This is a genomic window from Streptomyces sp. NPDC001796 (assembly GCF_042892355.1).
In the GTDB taxonomy this organism is placed as follows: domain Bacteria; phylum Actinomycetota; class Actinomycetes; order Streptomycetales; family Streptomycetaceae; genus Streptomyces.
Genome location: NZ_JBIAUC010000006.1, coordinates 223,475 through 242,945 on the forward strand (window position 1 = coordinate 223,475; position 19,471 = coordinate 242,945).

The 19,471-nt window shown below is 69.5% G+C and carries 11 protein-coding genes; 6 read left to right on the plus strand and 5 right to left on the minus strand.

Going from position 1 to position 19,471, the window contains the following annotated elements:
• Nucleotides 1-89 precede the first annotated feature (89 nt).
• From fusA to rpsL, 3 genes are read right to left on the minus strand one after another with little or no spacing between them, the layout of a single operon-like run.
• The gene (fusA, locus tag ACFYZE_RS15180) at nucleotides 90-2,216 is read right to left on the minus strand and encodes an elongation factor G (protein ID WP_388992914.1); all 2,127 of its coding nucleotides are present in this window, start codon (nucleotides 2,214-2,216) and stop codon (nucleotides 90-92) included.
• A gap of 39 nt (nucleotides 2,217-2,255) precedes the next feature.
• Nucleotides 2,256-2,726, minus strand: a complete 471-nt coding sequence (rpsG, locus tag ACFYZE_RS15185) for a 30S ribosomal protein S7 (RefSeq protein WP_009330725.1) — start codon at nucleotides 2,724-2,726, stop codon at nucleotides 2,256-2,258.
• Nucleotides 2,727-2,728: 2 nt separating this feature from the next.
• Nucleotides 2,729-3,100, minus strand: a complete 372-nt coding sequence (gene rpsL / locus ACFYZE_RS15190) for a 30S ribosomal protein S12 (protein WP_003948652.1) — start codon at nucleotides 3,098-3,100, stop codon at nucleotides 2,729-2,731.
• A gap of 468 nt (nucleotides 3,101-3,568) precedes the next feature.
• Here rpsL and ACFYZE_RS15195 point away from each other — a divergent pair, with 468 nt between their 5' ends.
• The 6 genes from ACFYZE_RS15195 to ACFYZE_RS15220 all read left to right on the plus strand — a co-directional run bounded on the left by ACFYZE_RS15195 (nucleotide 3,569) and on the right by ACFYZE_RS15220 (nucleotide 11,525).
• Nucleotides 3,569-4,327 carry a Crp/Fnr family transcriptional regulator gene (locus ACFYZE_RS15195; RefSeq protein ID WP_388992917.1) on the plus strand — a complete coding sequence of 253 codons (759 nt, stop codon included), beginning with the start codon at nucleotides 3,569-3,571 and terminating at the stop codon, nucleotides 4,325-4,327.
• Nucleotides 4,328-4,892: 565 nt separating this feature from the next.
• The gene (locus ACFYZE_RS15200) at nucleotides 4,893-5,753 is read left to right on the plus strand and encodes a hypothetical protein (RefSeq protein ID WP_388992919.1); all 861 of its coding nucleotides are present in this window, start codon (nucleotides 4,893-4,895) and stop codon (nucleotides 5,751-5,753) included.
• Nucleotides 5,750-7,957, plus strand: a complete 2,208-nt coding sequence (locus tag ACFYZE_RS15205) for a hypothetical protein (RefSeq protein WP_388992922.1) — start codon at nucleotides 5,750-5,752, stop codon at nucleotides 7,955-7,957. Before ACFYZE_RS15200 ends, ACFYZE_RS15205 begins: the two co-directional genes overlap by 4 nt.
• A 25-nt stretch (nucleotides 7,958-7,982) precedes the next feature.
• Complete coding sequence (locus tag ACFYZE_RS15210; RefSeq protein WP_388992925.1) at nucleotides 7,983-9,563, plus strand: hypothetical protein; 1,581 nt, start codon at nucleotides 7,983-7,985, stop codon at nucleotides 9,561-9,563.
• The gene (locus tag ACFYZE_RS15215; protein WP_388992928.1) at nucleotides 9,560-10,114 is read left to right on the plus strand and encodes a Pycsar system effector family protein; all 555 of its coding nucleotides are present in this window, start codon (nucleotides 9,560-9,562) and stop codon (nucleotides 10,112-10,114) included. Before ACFYZE_RS15210 ends, ACFYZE_RS15215 begins: the two co-directional genes overlap by 4 nt.
• Nucleotides 10,115-10,151: 37 nt before the next feature.
• Nucleotides 10,152-11,525, plus strand: coding sequence for a M48 family metalloprotease (locus tag ACFYZE_RS15220; RefSeq protein ID WP_388992931.1), 1,374 nt, complete (start codon nucleotides 10,152-10,154; stop codon nucleotides 11,523-11,525).
• A gap of 64 nt (nucleotides 11,526-11,589) precedes the next feature.
• Here the strand turns inward: ACFYZE_RS15220 and ACFYZE_RS15225 are convergent, their stop codons facing one another.
• Nucleotides 11,590-15,489, minus strand: coding sequence for a DNA-directed RNA polymerase subunit beta' (locus ACFYZE_RS15225; RefSeq protein WP_388992934.1), 3,900 nt, complete (start codon nucleotides 15,487-15,489; stop codon nucleotides 11,590-11,592).
• A 97-nt stretch (nucleotides 15,490-15,586) separates the two neighbouring features.
• Nucleotides 15,587-19,072: a DNA-directed RNA polymerase subunit beta gene (gene rpoB / locus ACFYZE_RS15230; protein ID WP_388992936.1), complete on the minus strand. Its 3,486-nt coding sequence runs from the start codon at nucleotides 19,070-19,072 to the stop codon at nucleotides 15,587-15,589.
• Nucleotides 19,073-19,471: the final 399 nt, after the last annotated feature.

Consider the following 19,471-nt stretch of genomic DNA (forward strand, 5'->3'; position numbering starts at 1 on the left):
CGGCCGCCGGGGTCGCTCCCACCCGGGTGAATCGGGGGTTTGAAACCCCGGCGGTCGGTGTCAAGCCTAAAGCGTGTGAACGGGGTGCGTTACTCGCCCTTGGCCTTCGCGATGATCTCCTCGGCGACGTTCCGCGGAACCTCGGCGTAGGAGTCGAACTGCATCGAGTAGCTCGCGCGACCCGACGTCTTGCTGCGGAGGTCGCCGACGTAGCCGAACATCTCCGACAGCGGAACCAGGCCCTTCACGACACGGGCGCCGGCACGCTCCTCCATGGCCTGGATCTGACCACGGCGGGAGTTGATGTCACCGATGACCTCACCCATGTAGTCCTCGGGCGTGGTGACCTCGACGGCCATCATCGGCTCGAGCAGCACGGGCTTGGCCTTGCGCGCGGCCTCCTTGAAGGCCTGCGAACCGGCGATCTTGAAGGCGAGCTCGGAGGAGTCGACCTCGTGGTAGGCACCGTCGAGCAGGGTGACGCGGACGCCGGTCATCTCGTAGCCCGCGAGGATGCCGAACTGCATGGCCTCCTGGCAGCCGGCGTCGACCGAAGGGATGTACTCCTTCGGGATACGACCACCGGTCACCTGGTTCACGAACTCGTACGACATGTCGCCGCTCTCGATCGGCTCGATCGAGATGATGACGCGACCGAACTGGCCGGTACCACCCGTCTGCTTCTTGTGGGTGTACTCGACCTTCTCGACCTTCTGGCGAATGGTCTCGCGGTACGCGACCTGCGGCTTGCCGACGTTGGCCTCGACCTTGAACTCGCGGCGCATACGGTCGACCAGCACCTCGAGGTGAAGCTCGCCCATACCGCCGATGACGGTCTGGCCGGTCTCCTCGTTGGTGTGCACCTGGAAGGAGGGGTCCTCCTCCGCGAGACGCTGGATGGCGACACCCAGCTTCTCCTGGTCACCCTTGGACTTGGGCTCGATCGCGACCTCGATGACCGGCGCCGGGAAGTCCATGGACTCCAGGATGACCGGGTTCTTCTCGTCGCAGAGCGTCTCACCGGTGGTGGTCTGCTTCAGGCCCATGACGGCGACGATGTCGCCGGCGCCCACCGACTCGATCTCCTCACGCTTGTTGGCGTGCATGCGGTAGATCTTGCCGATGCGCTCCTTGCGGCCCTTGACGGAGTTCAGCACGGCGGTGCCGGACTCCAGGCGGCCGGAGTACACGCGGACGAAGGTGAGCTTGCCCAGGTGCGGGTCGCTCATGATCTTGAACGCCAGCGCGGACAGCGGCTCGTCGTCGGACGGCTTGCGCTTGATGACCGTCTCCGAGTCCTTGACGTCGTGGCCCTCGATGGCCTCGATGTCGACCGGGGACGGCAGGTAGCGCACGACCGCGTCGAGCAGGGGCTGGACGCCCTTGTTCTTGAACGCGGTGCCGCAGAACACCGGGGTGACGGTGGTGCCGGTGCCCTTGCCGGACGCGATGGTGATACGACGGATCGCCGCGTACAGCTGCTCCTCGGTGGGCTCCTCGCCCTCGAGGTACAGCTCCATCAGCTCCTCGTCGTTCTCCGCGACGGCCTCGAGCAGCTTGCCGCGCCACTCCTCGGCGGCCTCGGTGTGCGTGGCCGGGATGTCGACGACGTCGTACATCTCGCCCTTGGTCGCCTCCGCGGACCAGACCAGGGCCTTCATGCGGACCAGGTCCACAACGCCCTTGAAGTCGGCCTCGGCACCGATCGGCAGCTGCATGACCAGCGGCTGCGCGCCCAGACGGTCGGAGATCATGTCGACGCAGCGGTGGAACTCGGCACCGGTGCGGTCGAGCTTGTTGACGAAGCAGATGCGGGGAACGCCGTAGCGGTCCGCCTGACGCCACACCGTCTCGGACTGCGGCTCAACGCCGGCAACGCCGTCGAACACCGTCACGGCACCGTCGAGCACGCGCAGGGAGCGCTCCACCTCGACCGTGAAGTCGACGTGGCCCGGGGTGTCGATGATGTTGATGGTGTGGTCGACGTTCTCCAGCGGCCAGTGACAGGTGGTGGCAGCAGAGGTGATCGTGATGCCACGCTCCTGCTCCTGCTCCATCCAGTCCATGGTGGCAGCGCCGTCGTGGACCTCACCGATCTTGTACGAAACGCCGGTGTAGAACAGGATCCGCTCGGTGGTGGTCGTCTTGCCCGCGTCGATGTGGGCCATGATGCCGATGTTGCGCACCCTGGCCAGGTCAAGCGAAGTGGTAGCCATAAGGCTTCAGTCTTCTCTCGGTTCTCGATGGGGTAGCGACTACCAGCGGTAGTGCGCGAAGGCCTTGTTGGACTCGGCCATCTTGTGCGTGTCCTCGCGCTTCTTCACAGCGGCGCCGAGGCCGTTGGACGCGTCGAGGAGCTCGTTCAGCAGACGCTCGGTCATGGTCTTCTCGCGACGGGCGCGGGAGTAACCGACCAGCCAGCGCAGCGCCAGGGTGTTGGCGCGGCCGGGCTTGACCTCGACCGGGACCTGGTAGGTGGCGCCACCGACACGGCGGGACTTGACCTCGAGGGTCGGCTTGATGTTCTCGAGAGCGCGCTTGAGCGTGATGACCGGGTCGTTGCCGGTCTTGTCGCGCAGGCCCTCCATGGCGCCGTAGACGATGCGCTCGGCGGTGGAGCGCTTGCCGTTCAGCAGCACCTTGTTGATCAGGGAGGTCACCAGAGGAGAGCCGTAGACCGGGTCGATGATGACCGGACGCTTCGGGGCGGGGCCCTTACGAGGCATTCTTACTTCTCCTTCTTGGCGCCGTAACGGCTGCGGGCCTGCTTGCGGTTCTTGACACCCTGGGTGTCGAGGGAGCCGCGGATGATCTTGTAGCGAACACCCGGCAGGTCCTTCACACGGCCGCCGCGCACGAGCACGATGGAGTGCTCCTGCAGGTTGTGTCCCTCACCCGGAATGTAGGCCGTGACCTCGATACCGCTGGTCAGACGCACACGCGCGACCTTGCGGAGGGCCGAGTTCGGCTTCTTCGGGGTGGTCGTGAACACACGCGTGCAGACGCCACGACGCTGAGGGGAACCCTCGAGTGCGGGCGTCTTGTTCTTCTCGACCTTGTCCTGCCGGCCCTTGCGGACCAGCTGCTGGATCGTAGGCACTACTTCTCCGGTTTCTGTGTGCCGATGGGTACAGCTAACCTGGAACGTCGCCGACCCACGCGGTCGGGTGTGTCGAATCCCGCAGATTCCCGCCGCGAGGCGAAAAGGGCGCAGATTACGGTGGCCGGTCACGGCTCCCGGTGCGGTGTGAAGGCACGCACGAGAGCCAGGGCACACCCCAGGCACAAGGTCTGAGCGTACCTATCGCACGGACTTCGGTCAAAACAAATGGAGTGCCTCACGACACGCCGGATTTCTCACCTCGCCGCCTGCGATTCCTCCCGGCTTGTCCGGTGGTGCGAGGACGACCCTTCAACGATGTCCCCGGCCAGGTCGGAGGCCGTGCGCAACGCTCCGGACACCGATGGCCGAATCGCGCTCTTTCACGCCCCGCGGTCTTGCGCTTTCAGTACGTTGATCCGTCCGCCGCGGCGCATGGTGAACGGGCGGAGTGATGGGGGGTGGGCATTGACAACGACCTGGACGGCGGCGTACTCGCCGGACGACGGCGGGCTGGACGACAGGGTGCCGTTCCTGGCGCGGCTGGAGGCCGAGGACCGGTCTGCGCTGCTGTCGCTCGGGCGCGAGCTGACGTTCACCCCGCGAATGGTTCTGATCCATCAGCACGAGCCGTCGTCCCACGTCCTCTTCCTGGTGAACGGCTGGACCAAGGTCACCGCCTCGGCGGCCAACGGCTACGAGGCGCTGCTCGCGCTGCGCGGGCCCGGCGACGTGGTCGGCGAGTCGGCGGCGCTGACGGGGCGGCCCCGGTCGGCGACGGTGACCGCACTGGAGGCGGTGCGGGCGGTGGCGGTGGAGCACGAGAAGTTCAGGGGCTTCCTGGGCGACCGGCCGGCCGTCTCGTTCGCGCTGCTCGGCCTGACCGCGGACCGCACGCGCGCGGCGGACCGGCGCCGGCTGGAGTTCGCGTCGATGAGCGTGCGGGAGCGGTTCGCCGTGCTGCTGCTGGACCTGGCCCGGATGCACGGCCGGCGCACCGCCGAGGGCATCGAACTGTCCGTCCCCCTGAGCAAGCAGGAGTTGGCGGGCTCGGTGGGGGCGTCGCGGGAGATGGTGCAGCGGCTGCTGCGCGAACTGCGCGACAAGGAGGCGGTGGCCACGGGGCGGCGGACGCTGCTGATCCTCCGGCCGGACGTCCTGCGCAGGATCGCGGCGGCGGGCCCGGCGACGGGGGTCCCCTCGCCGCCGGGGCCGCGGGAGCAGTGAGGGAGGGGTTTCGCCCCCGCCGCCCCTACCCGTCCCTCCCCCAGGGGCTCCGCCCCTTCGACCCACCAGGGGCTCCGCCCCTGGAACCCCGGCGGGGACTCGTCCCCTACACCCTTCACGGGCTCCGTCCCTCCACCCTCGGGGCTCCACCCCGCGCCCCGTTGGGGCTCCACCCCCGCAACCCCGTTGGGGCTCCCCTCCAGACGCCCGTTTCGGGGGCCGGCCCTCGGACCCCCGCTCCTCAAACGCCGGAGGGCTGGTTCTTCAGCGCCGGAGGCGCCGATTTCCAGCCCGGTCGGCATCAACCAGCCTGTCCGGCGTTTGAGGACGAGGCCGTTCAGGCCGACAGCGGGGGTCTGGGGACGGCAGCCCCCAGGGACGGGACGGGTAGGGGCGGCGGGGGCGAGAAACATGCCCGGCACCCGGAGCCCGCCGCGCCCCCGCCACCCCGGCAAGCCCTTCTGTGCATACGGTCACACTTCTACTGCGTCATCCGCCCTCACCGCGGTGCTGCGCGGGCCGCCACGCTGCTGCCCTGCACGGCGATCCCCCTCGAGAGGCGACCATGACCGACCCCGTCAGCCGCACCATCCTTCTGTTGGACATCGAGAGGTTCAGCGACCGGGACGACGTGGAGCAGGCGTATCTGCGCCGGATGCTCCACGACATCACCGACCGCACCCTCGACGGCGCCGGCATCGACGAGACCCGGCGGCTGCGGGCCGACCGCGGTGACGCCGTCATGGAGCTCATCGACGCGAACGCCCCGGTCACCGCCCTGCTGCGGGCCCTCCTCAACGACGTGCCCGCGCACCTGCGCACGGTCAACCGCATGGCCTCCAGCTCCGCGCAGATCCGTCTGCGCGGGGTCCTGGCCACGGGATACGTCGCGGTCGACAAAGACGGCGGCTGGGTCGGCTCCGACCTCAACCACGCCTGCCGACTGCTGGACGCCGGCCTGTTGCGCGACGCCCTGCGCGAGCGGCCGGACGACTTCGCGCTGTGCGTGTCCGACGGGCTGTACCTGGGCGTCGTACGCCACGACCACGCCGGCGTCCCGGCCGACGCCTTCCACCCGGTGACGGTGGACAGCAAGAACGGGCCCCTCAAGGCATGGCTGCACGGCCCGCTGCCCGGCGGTGCGGCCACGCCGCACCAGGAGGACCACGGTGACACGGGGGCGGGGGAGGCGCCGGGCGGTTCGGGGGACCGCCCGGCGCCGCGGGTGCCCCCGCAGGGCCGCCCGGCGCCGGCCGGATCAGGGGGAGCCCCGGCGCCGGGCCCCGTCATCAACATCCACGGCGGCACCTTCAGCGGCGGCCTGATCGGCGGCGCCCAGTACGGCGGCATCAGCGGCGGCCACTTCTCCGGCGACGTCTTCCTCGGCGAGGGCGGCGGCGACCGCGAACGGGGTGAGCGCCCATGAGCAGCCCCGAGGCCGAGGCGCCCGCGCGTCCGGCCCCCGCGAACGGGCCTTCGGCAGATCACCCCCCGGCCGAGTCCGCAGCCGCGGACGACACCGGACAGGCCCCCGAGGGCGGTGAGGCGGAGGACCGCGACCAGCCGCAGACCGCCTGGTCGGCACGGCGCGACCTGGTCGACCACAGCCCGCGCACCATGAACGTCGGCGCCCAGGCCCGCTTCAGCGGCGGCGTCGTCGGCGACCAGCACGGCGGCATCAGCGGCGGCCACTTCTCCGGCGACGTCTTCCTCGGCAGCAAGACCGAGGTCTACCAGCTCGCCGTCCCCGGCCCCACCGCGCCCGCGGCCGCCTCCGGCGAGGTCCCGCGCGCCGCCCTGGAGGAGCTGGCCGGGTGCTTCGTCGCCGAGGAGCAGATCATGGACCGCCTCCTCGACCGGCTGCGCCGCGACCGCGTCCTGGTCCTGTCCGGCGCCCGCTTCTCCGGCCGCCGCACGGCCGCCCTCATGCTGCTGCACCGCCTCGGCGCGCTCCCCGTGCGCACCCTGGTGCGCGACACCAGCCCGAGCGCGCTGGCCGATCAGTTCGGCGAGCGGCACCCGGCCCGCGGCCACGTGCTGTGCGACCTCACCACCCGCGGCGACCAGCCCCTGCGCGAGCCCCATCTGCTGGCCGCCCGCGACCGCCTCGCCGAGCGGGACGCCTACCTCGTGGTCACCGTCGGCCCCACCGCAGCGCTCGAGGACGTGACCGTCGAGCAGTGGCGCCCGCCGGCCCCGGCCGACGTGCTCGCCGCCCGTCTGCGCGCCCTCACCGACGAGGAGACCACCGCCAAGCTCCTCGGGCTCCCCGCCGTGACCGACTTCCTGGACCGCGGCCACCAGCCGCGCGAGGTCGCCGCCTTCGCCCGCCTGCTCGCCCGGTACGCGGCGGGAGAGGTCACCGAGGACGCGATCGACGGCTTCTCCCTCGTGTCGCTGGAGAACCAGGTGCAGGAGTGGTTCGAGGAGGACGAGTCCTCCCTGCACCTGCGGGACAAGGCGTTCCTCGTCGCCCTGGCCGCGTTCGACGACGGCCCGTACGCGCTGACCGCCGAACTCAGCGACCTGCTCTACCGCTTCCTCCAGGAGACCGAGAACCCGGCCCGTGTCCCCGAGGTCCCCGTCTTCGGCACGCATGCCGGCAAGCGCCTCCAACTGGCCCGCGCCGAGTTGTACTTGGACGACGAGCACACCGAGTGGGGGCCTGTCACCCAGCAGAAGGCAAGGTTCCGCGACGAGCGGGCCCCGCTCGTGCTGCTGCGCGAGGTGTGGACCGGACATCCGTCCTCCCGGCCCGCCCTGATCCGCTGGCTGCGCCGGCTCGCCGACGACGGCCGCCCACTGGTCCGTACCCGCGCCGCGTCCACCGTCGCCGTCCTCGCCCGCACCGACCTGCCCTCCGCGATGGCCCTCGTCATCGAACCCTGGGGCACCTCGAAGCTGTTCCGGCACCGGCTCGTGGCCGTCAACGCGCTCACGCTCGCCCACCTGGTCGGCACCCCCAACATCCCGCGCATCCTGGACGCCTGGTGCGCGGGCGACGACCCGCGGCTGCGCTGGGTGGCGGTACGGGCGTACGGGCTGGTCGGGCCGGAACGCCCGGAACAGGCCCTGGCGGCGCTGCGCGGCGCCGTACGGCGGCTGTACGAGGACACGCCGCACGACACGGACGGCGCACTCGCGCAGGAGCTCGCCCAGTCCGTGGAGCTGCTGCTGCTGTCCGCGGCGAGCGATCGCGTCCTGACCGAACTGCGCCGCCACCTCGATGACGACCAGGCGGTGCGGGACCTCACGCTCGGCGGCTTCGTGGGGGCCTGCCGACGCACCGAGGACGACGAGCGGTACGGCACCCCGCTGGTCCTCGGCTGGTACGCCCGCGCGGCCGGCGAGGGCGGGCCCGCCGCGCGGGGCCTGCCCTCCTTGTGGCGGCACGCCCTGGCCGACCCGCACACCACCCGGCAGGCGCTCGTCGTCCTGCGCGACTGGGTGCTGATCGCCGACCGGTCCACGGCCGTCGAGTGGGCGCTGGCCGCGCTGCTGCCCACGCTCGTCACCACGGCCGCCGAGCACCAGCGGCTGAGCCACCTGCTGCGGACCATGCCCGGCGAGGACGGCAACCCGCCACCGCCGGTCGCGGCCCGGCTGCTGACCACGCTTCCCGCCCGCTGAGTTCCGTCCCGAGGGGAAACACACCATGCCCACGTTCCGTCAGCCCGACTGGCAGCAGTCGGCGGACCGGCACACCCAGCTGATCGACCCGGTGCTCACCGTGCGCCAGCTGTCACGCTTCGACTTCAACCTCAGATCGTTCGTCCGCATCGACCACGCGCTCGTCTTCTCCACCCCCAAGGGCACCTACGAGCCGTATCTCCCGCCCCGGCGCCCGACCCGCGCGGAGGTGCTGGCGAACCGGTACACCGCCGTCTACGAGGTGGACATGGGGGTGCACCCCCACACCTCCGAGCTGGCGCTGCCCAGCGACAACGACGCGTTCGAGTTCACGGCCGAGGTCGACCTGTCGTGGCAGGTGCTGGATCCGGCGCGGTTCGTGGCGAGCGGGCACCGGGACGTGCCGGGGCTGCTGCTCAGCGAGCTCCAGCAGGCGGCGCGGCCGGTGACCCGGCGCTTCGGCATCGCGGACAGCGCGCAGGCCGAGCGGGAGCTGCTGCAGGCGATGAACGGTCTGGGGCCGCTGGGGGCGCCCGCGGGGCTGCAGGTCACCTGGACGATGCGACTCAAGCGGGACAAGGCCAACATCCGCCACCAGCACCGGCTGCAGGCCATCGACCACTCCGCCGCCGAGCAGATGCACGCGGCCCAGCGCGGCATGGAGGTCGACGTGGAGGTGGACCGCCGCCAGCGACAGCAGGACGCCCTCCAGATCGAACGGGCCATGGCGTACGGGGAGCAGCAGCAGGCGCTCCTGCTCCAGCAGCAGCGGTGGCAGCACGACCAGGCGATGCTCGCGAGCGGACAGCAGCACCAGCTCGCGCTGCAACAGGGGCAGCAGGACCTGGAGTTGCAGCGGATCGAGGCGGAGAAGGTCGACTTCTATCAGTGGCACCTCCAGCAGGGCGGTGTGCACGCGTGGGCGCTGCACCTGGCCCAGCACCCGGAGGACTCGCACCTCGTGATGTCCACCATGCGCGACGACCAACTCCGCATGATCCAGGCGCAGATGGACCTGGTGAAGCAGCTGCTCGGCAGCGACGCGGCGGAGAGCTACGAACTGGAGGGCCCCAAACAACTGGCCCTGCGCACGGTCAACGACATCCTCAACCAACGCCTCCCGGGGGTCCCGCAGAGCCCGCCCCCACTCGCCGAGGGGGCGGGGCCCGTGTACCCGGGGCCCGTGCAGCAGACGGCCGGGCAGGCGGGCGTGGTGCAGGGCGAGGCCGTGCAGGGCGACGGTACGGCCGCCGGGGCGGCGCCGGGCGCGGGTGCCGTGCACACGCCGTCGATTCCGGCCGTGCCGCCGCTCCCGGGCATGCCGCCTTCACCGCCCGGAACCGCCGGACCGTACGGAGTCGCGGCCTCCCTGGCCGCGCCGCCCGCCGGCCAGTCGCCGGTGCCCGGGCAGCCGCCGGTGCCCGGGCTGCCCGGGTGGCAGCCGCCCGCCGGTCCGTATGTCCCGCCGCCCCCGGCCTGGCAGCCACCGCCCGGCTACGGCAGCATCCCGACGGAGCCCGGGCGGCCCGAGCCCGGGCGGCCCGAGGCCGTGGTCAGAGCCCCCGTCGATGACACCGACGGGGGCGGAGAGAAGAGCGCCACATGACCGCCCTCGACCCCTCGGCGGCCCCGGCCGTCGGCGAACCCGGCGCCGATCCTGATCCCGCCGACCGGGCCCGGCTCTGTGAGCGGCTGCTCTCCGAGCTGCGGGCCGAGATCGCGCGGGCCGACAGCAAGGCCTCCGTTCTCGTCGCCGCGCTCGGCATGACCGCGGGGGTCTTCAGCGGGCTGCTCGCCGGGCGGAAGTGGACGCCGGCCGCGCTGTCCGGGCCCGGGACGCTGATGTGGTGGGCCGGGGCCGTCTCCCTCGCGTTCTCCCTGTTCGCCCTGCTGCTCGCCGTACTCCCCCGCTACCGCTCCGGCGCCTGGGCGCCGGGGCAACCCCTGTCGTACTTCGGCGACATCCAACAGGCGTTCCGCCAGGGCCACTTGGAGCGCGCTCTCGCCGACACCGAGCGCCGGCCCACGGACGGCCTGACCCGGGCGCTCACCGAGACCAGCCGGATCGCCGCCCGCAAACACCAGTGGATCCGGGCCGGCCTCGTCGCCTTCTGCGCCGGCACGGTCCTGCTCCCCGCCTCCCTGCTGATCGGCTGACCCGCCGTCGCACATCAAGGAAAGAACGAGAACCGCCATGACCGCACCCCAACCGTCCCCACCGGAGTACCCGGGGCCTCCCACCCAGGCCGCAGGAACCGTCCCGCAGCAGCCGGCGCCGCCCCCGTACCCGCAGGCCCCGCCCCCGACGTACCCCCGGCACCAGCAGATCCCCCAGCAGCCCCCGCCCCACCCGGAGACCGGCGCCGCCCCGCCCGCGCACCCCGAGAGTCCGCAGCAGCCACCGGCGTACCCCGGCCCACAGCAGCCACCCGCGTACCCCAGCCCACAGCAGCCACCCGCGTACCCCCAGAGCCCGCTACAGCCGCCCGCATACCCGCAGACCGCCGCCGCCCCACCGACACCCACGCCCCAGTACCCCCACACTGCGCCGACGGCGGTCCCCCCGCCCCCGGCCTCACCGCCGACGGCCGCGCTCTCCCCCGACGACCCGGCGCACCCCCACCACATCAGTACCGACCACGGCCGGGTGCACATCTCACGGGACCAGCGCCGTACCGATGTCACCGCGGTCGGGAACCTCCTCCTGCACCTGCCGAACTTCCTGTGCAGCCTCTTCGTCGTCGGCCTGGTCTCCCTCTTCTTCGGCGGATTCGGCATCGTGGTGGTGCTCGCCTGGCTGGCCAGCGGCGCACTCGTCTTCCATCGCCCCACCGAAAGCGCCCTCGCGCGCCATCTGCTCCGTCTGCGCTACCCCACTCCACAAGAACGAGCCAAACTCGAACCGGTCTGGCGGGAGGTCACCGCCCGCGCCGGCATCGACGGCCGTACGTACGAACTGTGGGTGGAGGACAGCGACAGCCTGAACGCGGTCGCCGCGGCCGGCCACATCGTCGGCGTCACCCGTTTCGCCATGAACCAGCTCCCCAACGGCGAGCTGGCCGCCGTCATGGCGCACGAGCTGGGCCATCACGTCGGCGGCCACGCCTGGTCCTCGCTGCTCGGCTACTGGTACGCGCTGCCCGGCCGCGTCGCCTGGCGCTTCCTGAAGGCGTTCTCCGGTGTGGTGTTCAAGGTGTCACGCGCTTTCGGTTGCCTCGGCGTCGCCGTCGTGGCGGTGACCATCGGCTGCGTCGCCCTGGCCACGATCAGCACCCTCTACGGCCTGCCGCTGCTGATCCTGGGCGTGCCCTACGCCCTCGCCGCCGTCGGCCGCCGCGCCGAGCTGCGCGCCGACGAGCACGCGGCCGCCCTCGGCTTCGCCCCGATGCTGGCCGCCGTCCTCGACAAGCTGCACCAGCAGGAACAGCGGCAGACCGCCGAACAGAGCGCTCGGAGCGGCGGCGCCCCCGTCGAGGAGAGCGCGCTCAGCAAGCTGCTCTCCTCGCACCCGGACTACCACACCCGCCTGCACCACCTGCAGCCGTACCTCCAGCCACAGCGCCACTGAGCCGGACACGCCGAAGGGCGGCCACCCCACTCGGGGTGACCGCCCTTCGGTTCAGGCTGCTCGCTTACTGGTTGTACGGACCGTAGTCGTAGTCCTCCAGCGGCACGGCCTGGCCGGAGCCCGTGCCGAACGGCGAGTAGTCGATGTCGTCGTAGCCCACGGCCGAGTACATCGCGGCCTTGGCCTCCTCGGTCGGCTCGACCCGGATGTTGCGGTAGCGGGCGAGGCCCGTACCGGCCGGGATGAGCTTACCGATGATGACGTTCTCCTTGAGGCCGATCAGGGAGTCGGACTTGGCGTTGATCGCCGCGTCCGTGAGGACCCTGGTCGTCTCCTGGAAGGACGCCGCCGACAGCCAGGACTCGGTCGCCAGCGAGGCCTTGGTGATACCCATGAGCTGCGGACGACCGGAGGCCGGGTGACCGCCCTCCTGGACCACGCGACGGTTCTCCTGCTCGAACTTCGAGCGCTCGACCAGCTCGCCGGGCAGCAGCTCGGCGTCGCCGGACTCGATGATCGTCACGCGGCGGAGCATCTGCCGGATGATGATCTCGATGTGCTTGTCGTGGATCGACACACCCTGCGAGTTGTACACCTTCTGGACCTCGCCGACCAGGTGGACCTGGACGGCACGCTGGCCCAGGATGCGCAGCACGTCGTGCGGGTTGGTGGCACCCACGGTGAGCTTCTGGCCCACCTCGACGTGCTCGCCCTCGCTCACCAGGAGTCGGGCGCGCTTCGAGATCGGGTACGCCGTCTCGTCGCTGCCGTCGTCCGGCGTGATGACGATCTTCTTCGTCTTCTCCGTCTCCTCGATGCGAACGCGGCCGCTCGCCTCGGAGATCGGGGCGACACCCTTCGGGGTACGGGCCTCGAAGAGCTCGACGACACGCGGCAGACCCTGGGTGATGTCGTCACCGGCCACACCACCGGTGTGGAAGGTACGCATCGTCAGCTGGGTGCCGGGCTCACCGATGGACTGGGCGGCGATGATGCCGACCGCCTCACCGATGTCGACCAGCTTGCCGGTGGCCAGCGAACGGCCGTAGCACATCGCGCAGGTGCCGACCGCGGACTCGCAGGTCAGGACCGAACGGGTCTTGACCTCCTCGACGCCGCGCGAGACGAGCTCCTCGATGAGCACGTCGCCCAGGTCGGTGCCGGCCGGGGCCAGGACCTGACCGTCGACGACGATGTCCTCGGCGAGGCAGCGCGCGTACACGGACGTCTCCACGTTGTCCGCCTTGCGCAGGACGCCGTCGGCGCCGCGCTCCGCGATGTGGAGCTTGAGGCCGCGCTCGGTGCCGCAGTCCTCCTCGCGGATGATGACGTCCTGCGACACGTCCACCAGACGACGGGTCAGGTAACCCGAGTCGGCGGTACGCAGAGCGGTGTCCGCGAGACCCTTACGGGCACCGTGCGTGGAGATGAAGTACTCCAGCACGGACAGACCCTCACGGAAGGACGCCTTGATGGGCCGCGGGATGGTCTCGTTCTTCGCGTTCGACACCAGACCACGCATACCGGCAATCTGACGCATCTGCATCATGTTGCCTCGTGCACCCGAGTTCACCATCATGAAGATCGGGTTGGTCTTCGGGAAGTTCTCGTTCATGGCCTCGGCGACCTCGTTGGTCGCCTTGGTCCAGATCGCGATCAGTTCCTGGGTGCGCTCGTCCTTGGTGATCAGACCGCGCTCGTACTGCTTCTGGACCTTCTCGTCCTGCGCCTCGTAGCCCTTGACGATCTCCTTCTTCGCCTCGGGAACGACGACGTCGGAGATGGCGACGGTGACGCCGGAACGGGTGGCCCAGTAGAAGCCGGCCGTCTTCAGGTTGTCGAGCGTGGCCGCCACGACGACCTTCGGGTAGCGCTCGGCGAGGTCGTTGACGATCTCGGAGAGCTGCTTCTTGCCGACCTCGTAGTCGACGAACGGGTAGTCCTCGGGCAGCAGCTCGTTGAAGAGGGCACGGCCCAGCGTGGTCTTCAGCGTGAAGCTGTCACCCTGCTGCCACTCCGGCTCGCCCTCCTCGCGGACCGGCGGGGTCCAGCCGCGCGGCGGGATGGTGCCCACCGGGAAGCGGATGTCCACGCGCGACTGCAGCGAGAGCTCACCGGCGTCGAACGCCATGATCGCCTCGGCCACGGACGCGAACGAGCGGCCCTCGCCCTTGACGTCGCGCATCTCGCCGTCGGTGGTGAGGAAGAACAGACCGAGGACCATGTCCTGGGTCGGCATCGTCACCGGACGGCCGTCGGCCGGCTTGAGGATGTTGTTCGAGGACAGCATCAGGATGCGGGCCTCGGCCTGCGCCTCCGCGGACAGCGGCAGGTGCACGGCCATCTGGTCACCGTCGAAGTCCGCGTTGAACGCGGTGCAGACGAGCGGGTGGATCTGGATGGCCTTGCCCTCGACCAGCTGCGGCTCGAAGGCCTGGATGCCGAGGCGGTGCAGGGTGGGCGCACGGTTCAGCAGAACCGGGTGCTCCGCGATGACCTCTTCCAGCACGTCGTACACGACCGTGCGGCCGCGCTCGACCATGCGCTTGGCCGACTTGATGTTCTGCGCGTGGTTCAGGTCGACCAGGCGCTTCATCACGAACGGCTTGAACAGCTCCAGCGCCATCGCCTTCGGCAGACCGCACTGGTGCAGCTTCAGCTGCGGACCGACGACGATCACGGAACGCGCCGAGTAGTCGACACGCTTACCGAGCAGGTTCTGACGGAAGCGGCCCTGCTTGCCCTTCAGCATGTCGCTGAGGGACTTCAGCGGGCGGTTGCCCGGACCGGTCACCGGGCGGCCGCGACGACCGTTGTCGAAGAGGGCGTCAACAGCCTCCTGAAGCATGCGCTTCTCGTTGTTGACGATGATCTCCGGGGCACCGAGGTCCAGGAGCCTCTTCAGACGGTTGTTGCGGTTGATGACACGGCGGTACAGGTCGTTCAGGTCGGAGGTCGCGAAGCGGCCACCGTCCAGCTGCACCATCGGACGCAGGTCCGGCGGGATGACCGGCACGCAGTCGAGAACCATGCCCTTGGGGCTGTTGGACGTCTGCAGGAACGCGGAGACGACCTTCAGGCGCTTGAGGGCGCGGGTCTTCTTCTGGCCCTTGCCGGTACGGATGATCTCGCGGAGCTTCTCGGCCTCCTCCTCGAGGTCGAAGGACTCCAGGCGCTTCTGCAGCGCCGCGGCACCCATCGAGCCGTCGAAGTACGTGCCGAAGCGGTCACGCAGCTCGCGGTAGAGCAGCTCGTCGCCCTCGAGGTCCTGGACCTTGAGGTTCTTGAACCGGGTCCACACCTCGTCGAGGCGGTCGATCTCGCGCTGCGCACGGTCGCGCAGCTGCTTCATCTCGCGCTCGGCACCCTCACGCACCTTGCGGCGCACGTCGGCCTTGGCGCCCTCGGCCTCCAGCTCGGCGAGGTCGGCCTCGAGCTTCTTGGCGCGCGCCTCCAGGTCGGCGTCGCGGCGCTGCTCGATCTGCTGGCGCTCGACGGAGACGTGGGCCTCCAGCGAGGGCAGGTCGCGCTGACGGCGCTCCTCGTCGACGTACGTGATCATGTACGCCGCGAAGTAGATGACCTTCTCCAGGTCCTTCGGAGCCAGGTCGAGCAGGTAGCCCAGGCGCGACGGGACGCCCTTGAAGTACCAGATGTGCGTGACGGGCGCGGCCAGCTCGATGTGGCCCATCCGCTCACGACGCACCTTCGCGCGCGTGACCTCGACGCCACAGCGCTCACAGATGATGCCCTTGAAGCGGACGCGCTTGTACTTGCCGCAGTAGCACTCCCAGTCCCGGGTGGGGCCGAAGATCTTCTCGCAGAAGAGGCCGTCCTTCTCGGGCTTGAGGGTGCGGTAGTTGATGGTCTCGGGCTTCTTGACCTCGCCGTGGCTCCACTGACGGATGTCGTCAGCGGTGGCCAGGCCGATCCGGAGCTCGTCGAAGAAGTTGACGTCGAGCACTATGCGTCAATCCCTCTCAGGGTCGTTAAGTCTTTGGTCTGAAACGGGGGCCTGGGGGTCGGCGGGCCTCCTGGTCAGGAGGCCCGCCGGACTCCCGTCAGACCTCTTCGACGCTGCTCGGCTCGCGCCGGGACAGGTCGATGCCGAGCTCCTCCGCAGCGCGGAAGACGTCCTCGTCGGTGTCGCGCATCTCGATGGACATGCCGTCTGAGGACAGCACCTCCACGTTGAGGCACAGGGACTGCATTTCCTTGATGAGCACCTTGAAGGACTCGGGAATGCCGGGCTCAGGGATGTTCTCGCCCTTGACGATGGCCTCGTAGACCTTCACGCGGCCGGTGACGTCGTCGGACTTGATGGTCAGCAGCTCCTGGAGGGCGTACGCGGCGCCGTAGGCCTCGAGGGCCCACACCTCCATCTCGCCGAAGCGCTGGCCACCGAACTGGGCCTTACCACCCAGCGGCTGCTGGGTGATCATCGAGTACGGACCGGTCGAGCGGGCGTGCAGCTTGTCGTCGACCAGGTGGTGCAGCTTCAGGATGTACATGTACCCGACCGAGATCGGGTCCGGGAACGGCTCACCGGAGCGGCCGTCGAACAGCCTGGCCTTGCCGGACGGGAGGACCATGCGGTCGCCGTCGCGGTTCGGCAGCGTGTGCTGCAGCAGACCGGCCAGCTCGTCCTCGCGGGCACCGTCGAACACCGGGGTGGCCACGTTGGTGCGCGGTTCGACCTGGTCGGCGCCGATCGCCTGCAGGCGCTGCGCCCACTCGTCCGCCAGGCCGGAGACGTCCCAGCCCTGGCTGGCGAGCCAGCCGAGGTGGATCTCCAGGACCTGTCCCGGGTTCATTCGGGACGGCACACCCAGCGGGTTGAGGATGATGTCGACCGGGGTGCCGTCCTCCAGGAACGGCATGTCCTCGATCGGCAGGATCTTGGAGATGACGCCCTTGTTGCCGTGACGGCCGGCGAGCTTGTCACCGTCGGTGATCTTGCGCTTCTGCGCCACGTAGACGCGGACCAGCTGGTTCACGCCCGGCGGCAGCTCGTCGCCCTCCTCGCGGTCGAAGACGCGCACGCCGATGACCTTGCCGGTCTCGCCGTGCGGCACCTTCAGCGAGGTGTCACGGACCTCACGGGCCTTCTCACCGAAGATCGCGCGCAGCAGGCGCTCCTCCGGCGTCAGCTCGGTCTCACCCTTCGGGGTCACCTTGCCGACGAGGATGTCGCCGGCGATGACCTCGGCACCGATGCGGATGATGCCGCGCTCGTCGAGGTCGGCGAGGACCTCCTCGGAGACGTTCGGGATGTCCCGGGTGATCTCCTCGGGGCCGAGCTTGGTGTCACGGGCGTCGACCTCGTGCTCCTCGATGTGGATCGAGGAAAGGACGTCGTCCTGGACCAGGCGCTGGCTGAGGATGATCGCGTCCTCGTAGTTGTGGCCTTCCCAGGGCATGAAGGCGACCAGCAGGTTCTTGCCGAGCGCCATCTCGCCGTTCTGGGTGGCCGGGCCGTCGGCGAGGACCTGGCCCTCGATGACGCGGTCGCCCTCGTTGACGATGACCTTCTGGTTGACCGAGGTGCCCTGGTTGGAACGGGCGAACTTGGCCAGGCGGTACGTGATGTACGTGCCGTCGTCGTTGGCGGTGGTGATGTAGTCCGCGGAGACCTCCTGGACCACACCGGCCTTCTCGGCCTTGACGACGTCGCCGGCGTCGACGGCGGAGCGGTACTCCATGCCGGTGCCGACGAGCGGGGACTCGGACTTAATCAGCGGCACGGCCTGACGCATCATGTTCGCGCCCATGAGGGCACGGTTGGCGTCGTCGTGCTCGAGGAAGGGGATCATGGCGGTCGCGACCGACACCATCTGGCGCGGCGAGACGTCCATGTAGTCGACGTCCTCGGGGCTGACGTAGTCGACCTCGCCGCCACGGCGGCGGACGAGCACGCGGCTCTCCTCGAAGCGGAGGTCGCTGGTCAGCGGCGCGTTGGCCTGCGCGATGACGAAGCGGTCCTCCTCGTCGGCGGTCAGGTAGTCGACCTCGTCGGTGACCTGGCCGTCGATGACCTTGCGGTACGGGGTCTCGACGAAACCGAACGCGTTGACGCGGCCGTAGGAGGCGAGCGAGCCGATCAGACCGATGTTCGGGCCTTCGGGCGTCTCGATCGGGCACATGCGGCCGTAGTGCGAGGGGTGCACGTCACGGACCTCGAAGCCGGCCCGCTCACGGGAGAGACCACCCGGGCCAAGAGCCGACAGACGGCGCTTGTGGGTGAGACCCGACAGCGGGTTGTTCTGGTCCATGAACTGCGACAGCTGGCTGGTGCCGAAGAACTCCTTGATGGAGGCGACGACCGGCCGGATGTTGATCAGGGTCTGCGGCGTGATCGCCTCGACGTCCTGGGTCGTCATGCGCTCGCGGACGACACGCTCCATACGCGCCAGACCCGTGCGGACCTGGTTCTGGATGAGCTCGCCGACGCTGCGCAGACGACGGTTGCCGAAGTGGTCGATGTCGTCGGTCTCGACGACGACCGTCTCGCCGTTGTCACCGGTGGTCTCGGTCTCGCCGGCGTGCAGCTTCACCAGGTACTTGATCGTCGCGATGATGTCCTCGACGGTCAGGATGCCCGCGTCCAGCGGGGTGTCCGTACCCAGCTTCTTGTTGACCTTGTAGCGGCCGACCTTCGCGAGGTCGTAGCGCTTGGGGTTGAAGTAGAGGTTCTCGAGCAGCGTCTGCGCGGCCTCACGCGTCGGGGGCTCGCCCGGGCGCAGCTTGCGGTAGATGTCGAGCAGCGCGTCGTCCTGGCCCTGGGTGTGGTCCTTCTCCAGGGTGGCGCGCATGGACTCGTACTCGCCGAACTCCTCGAGGATCTGCTCGGTGGTCCAGCCGAGCGCCTTCAGGAGGACGGTGACGGACTGCTTGCGCTTGCGGTCGATGCGGACACCGACCATGTCGCGCTTGTCGATCTCCATCTCCAGCCAGGCACCCCGGGACGGGATGATCTTGGCGGAGAAGATGTCCTTGTCGGACGTCTTGTCGATGGTGGAGTCGAAGTAGACACCGGGGGAACGGACCAGCTGAGACACCACGACACGCTCGGTGCCGTTGATGACGAAAGTGCCCTTGTTCGTCATGAGCGGGAAGTCGCCCATGAAGACGGTCTGGGACTTGATCTCACCGGTCTCGTTGTTGGTGAACTCGGCCGTGACGAAGAGCGGGGCGGCGTACGTGAAGTCGCGCTCCTTGCACTCGTCGATCGAGTTCTTCGGCGGCTCGAAGCGGTGGTCCCGGAACGTCAGCGACATCGACCCGGAGAAGTCCTCGATCGGGGAGATCTCCTCGAAGATCTCCTCGAGGCCGGACTTGGTGGGGACGTCCTGACCGTTCTCCAGAGCCTCCTCGACGCGAGCCTTCCACGCGTCGTTGCCGAGCAGCCAGTCGAAGCTCTCGGTTTGCAGCGCGAGAAGGTTCGGAACCTCGAGGGGCTCCTTGATCTTTGCAAAGGAGATGCGCAGCGGGGCGGTGCTGGCGCCGTTGTTCGTATTCGCGGTCGAGGCGTTGCGCGAGGCGGCCAAGAGGGGGTCCTTCCGAGGGCTCGGACTCACTACGCGCGTCCCGGTCCACGCCGGGCACAGAGATGGAAAGCCTCAGGTCAGAGACTCTTGTCCTCGGTGCTCAAGCGTGGGGCGTGCTCCTGGTGACGGGCAGGAGGCAGCTAACAGGCAGCGCAAAGGGTCAGTGTAGCCACAAGGCACACTGATGTCCAGTGCGGGTTTACAGGCTTCCACTGGAGGCCCTCGTTGTCCCTCAACACCTGCGGCACGCCACGCCTTCGATGCACATCGATACTGCCCTCTTCGTCGTCGATCCATGCCTCGGATCCGGATCGTAGTGACGACGCGTCCTGAGAATTGCGCGCTGCGTGCGGTTCGTCAAGGCCCCCCTTGCCCAAACCGGGTGCTGCCATCGTCACG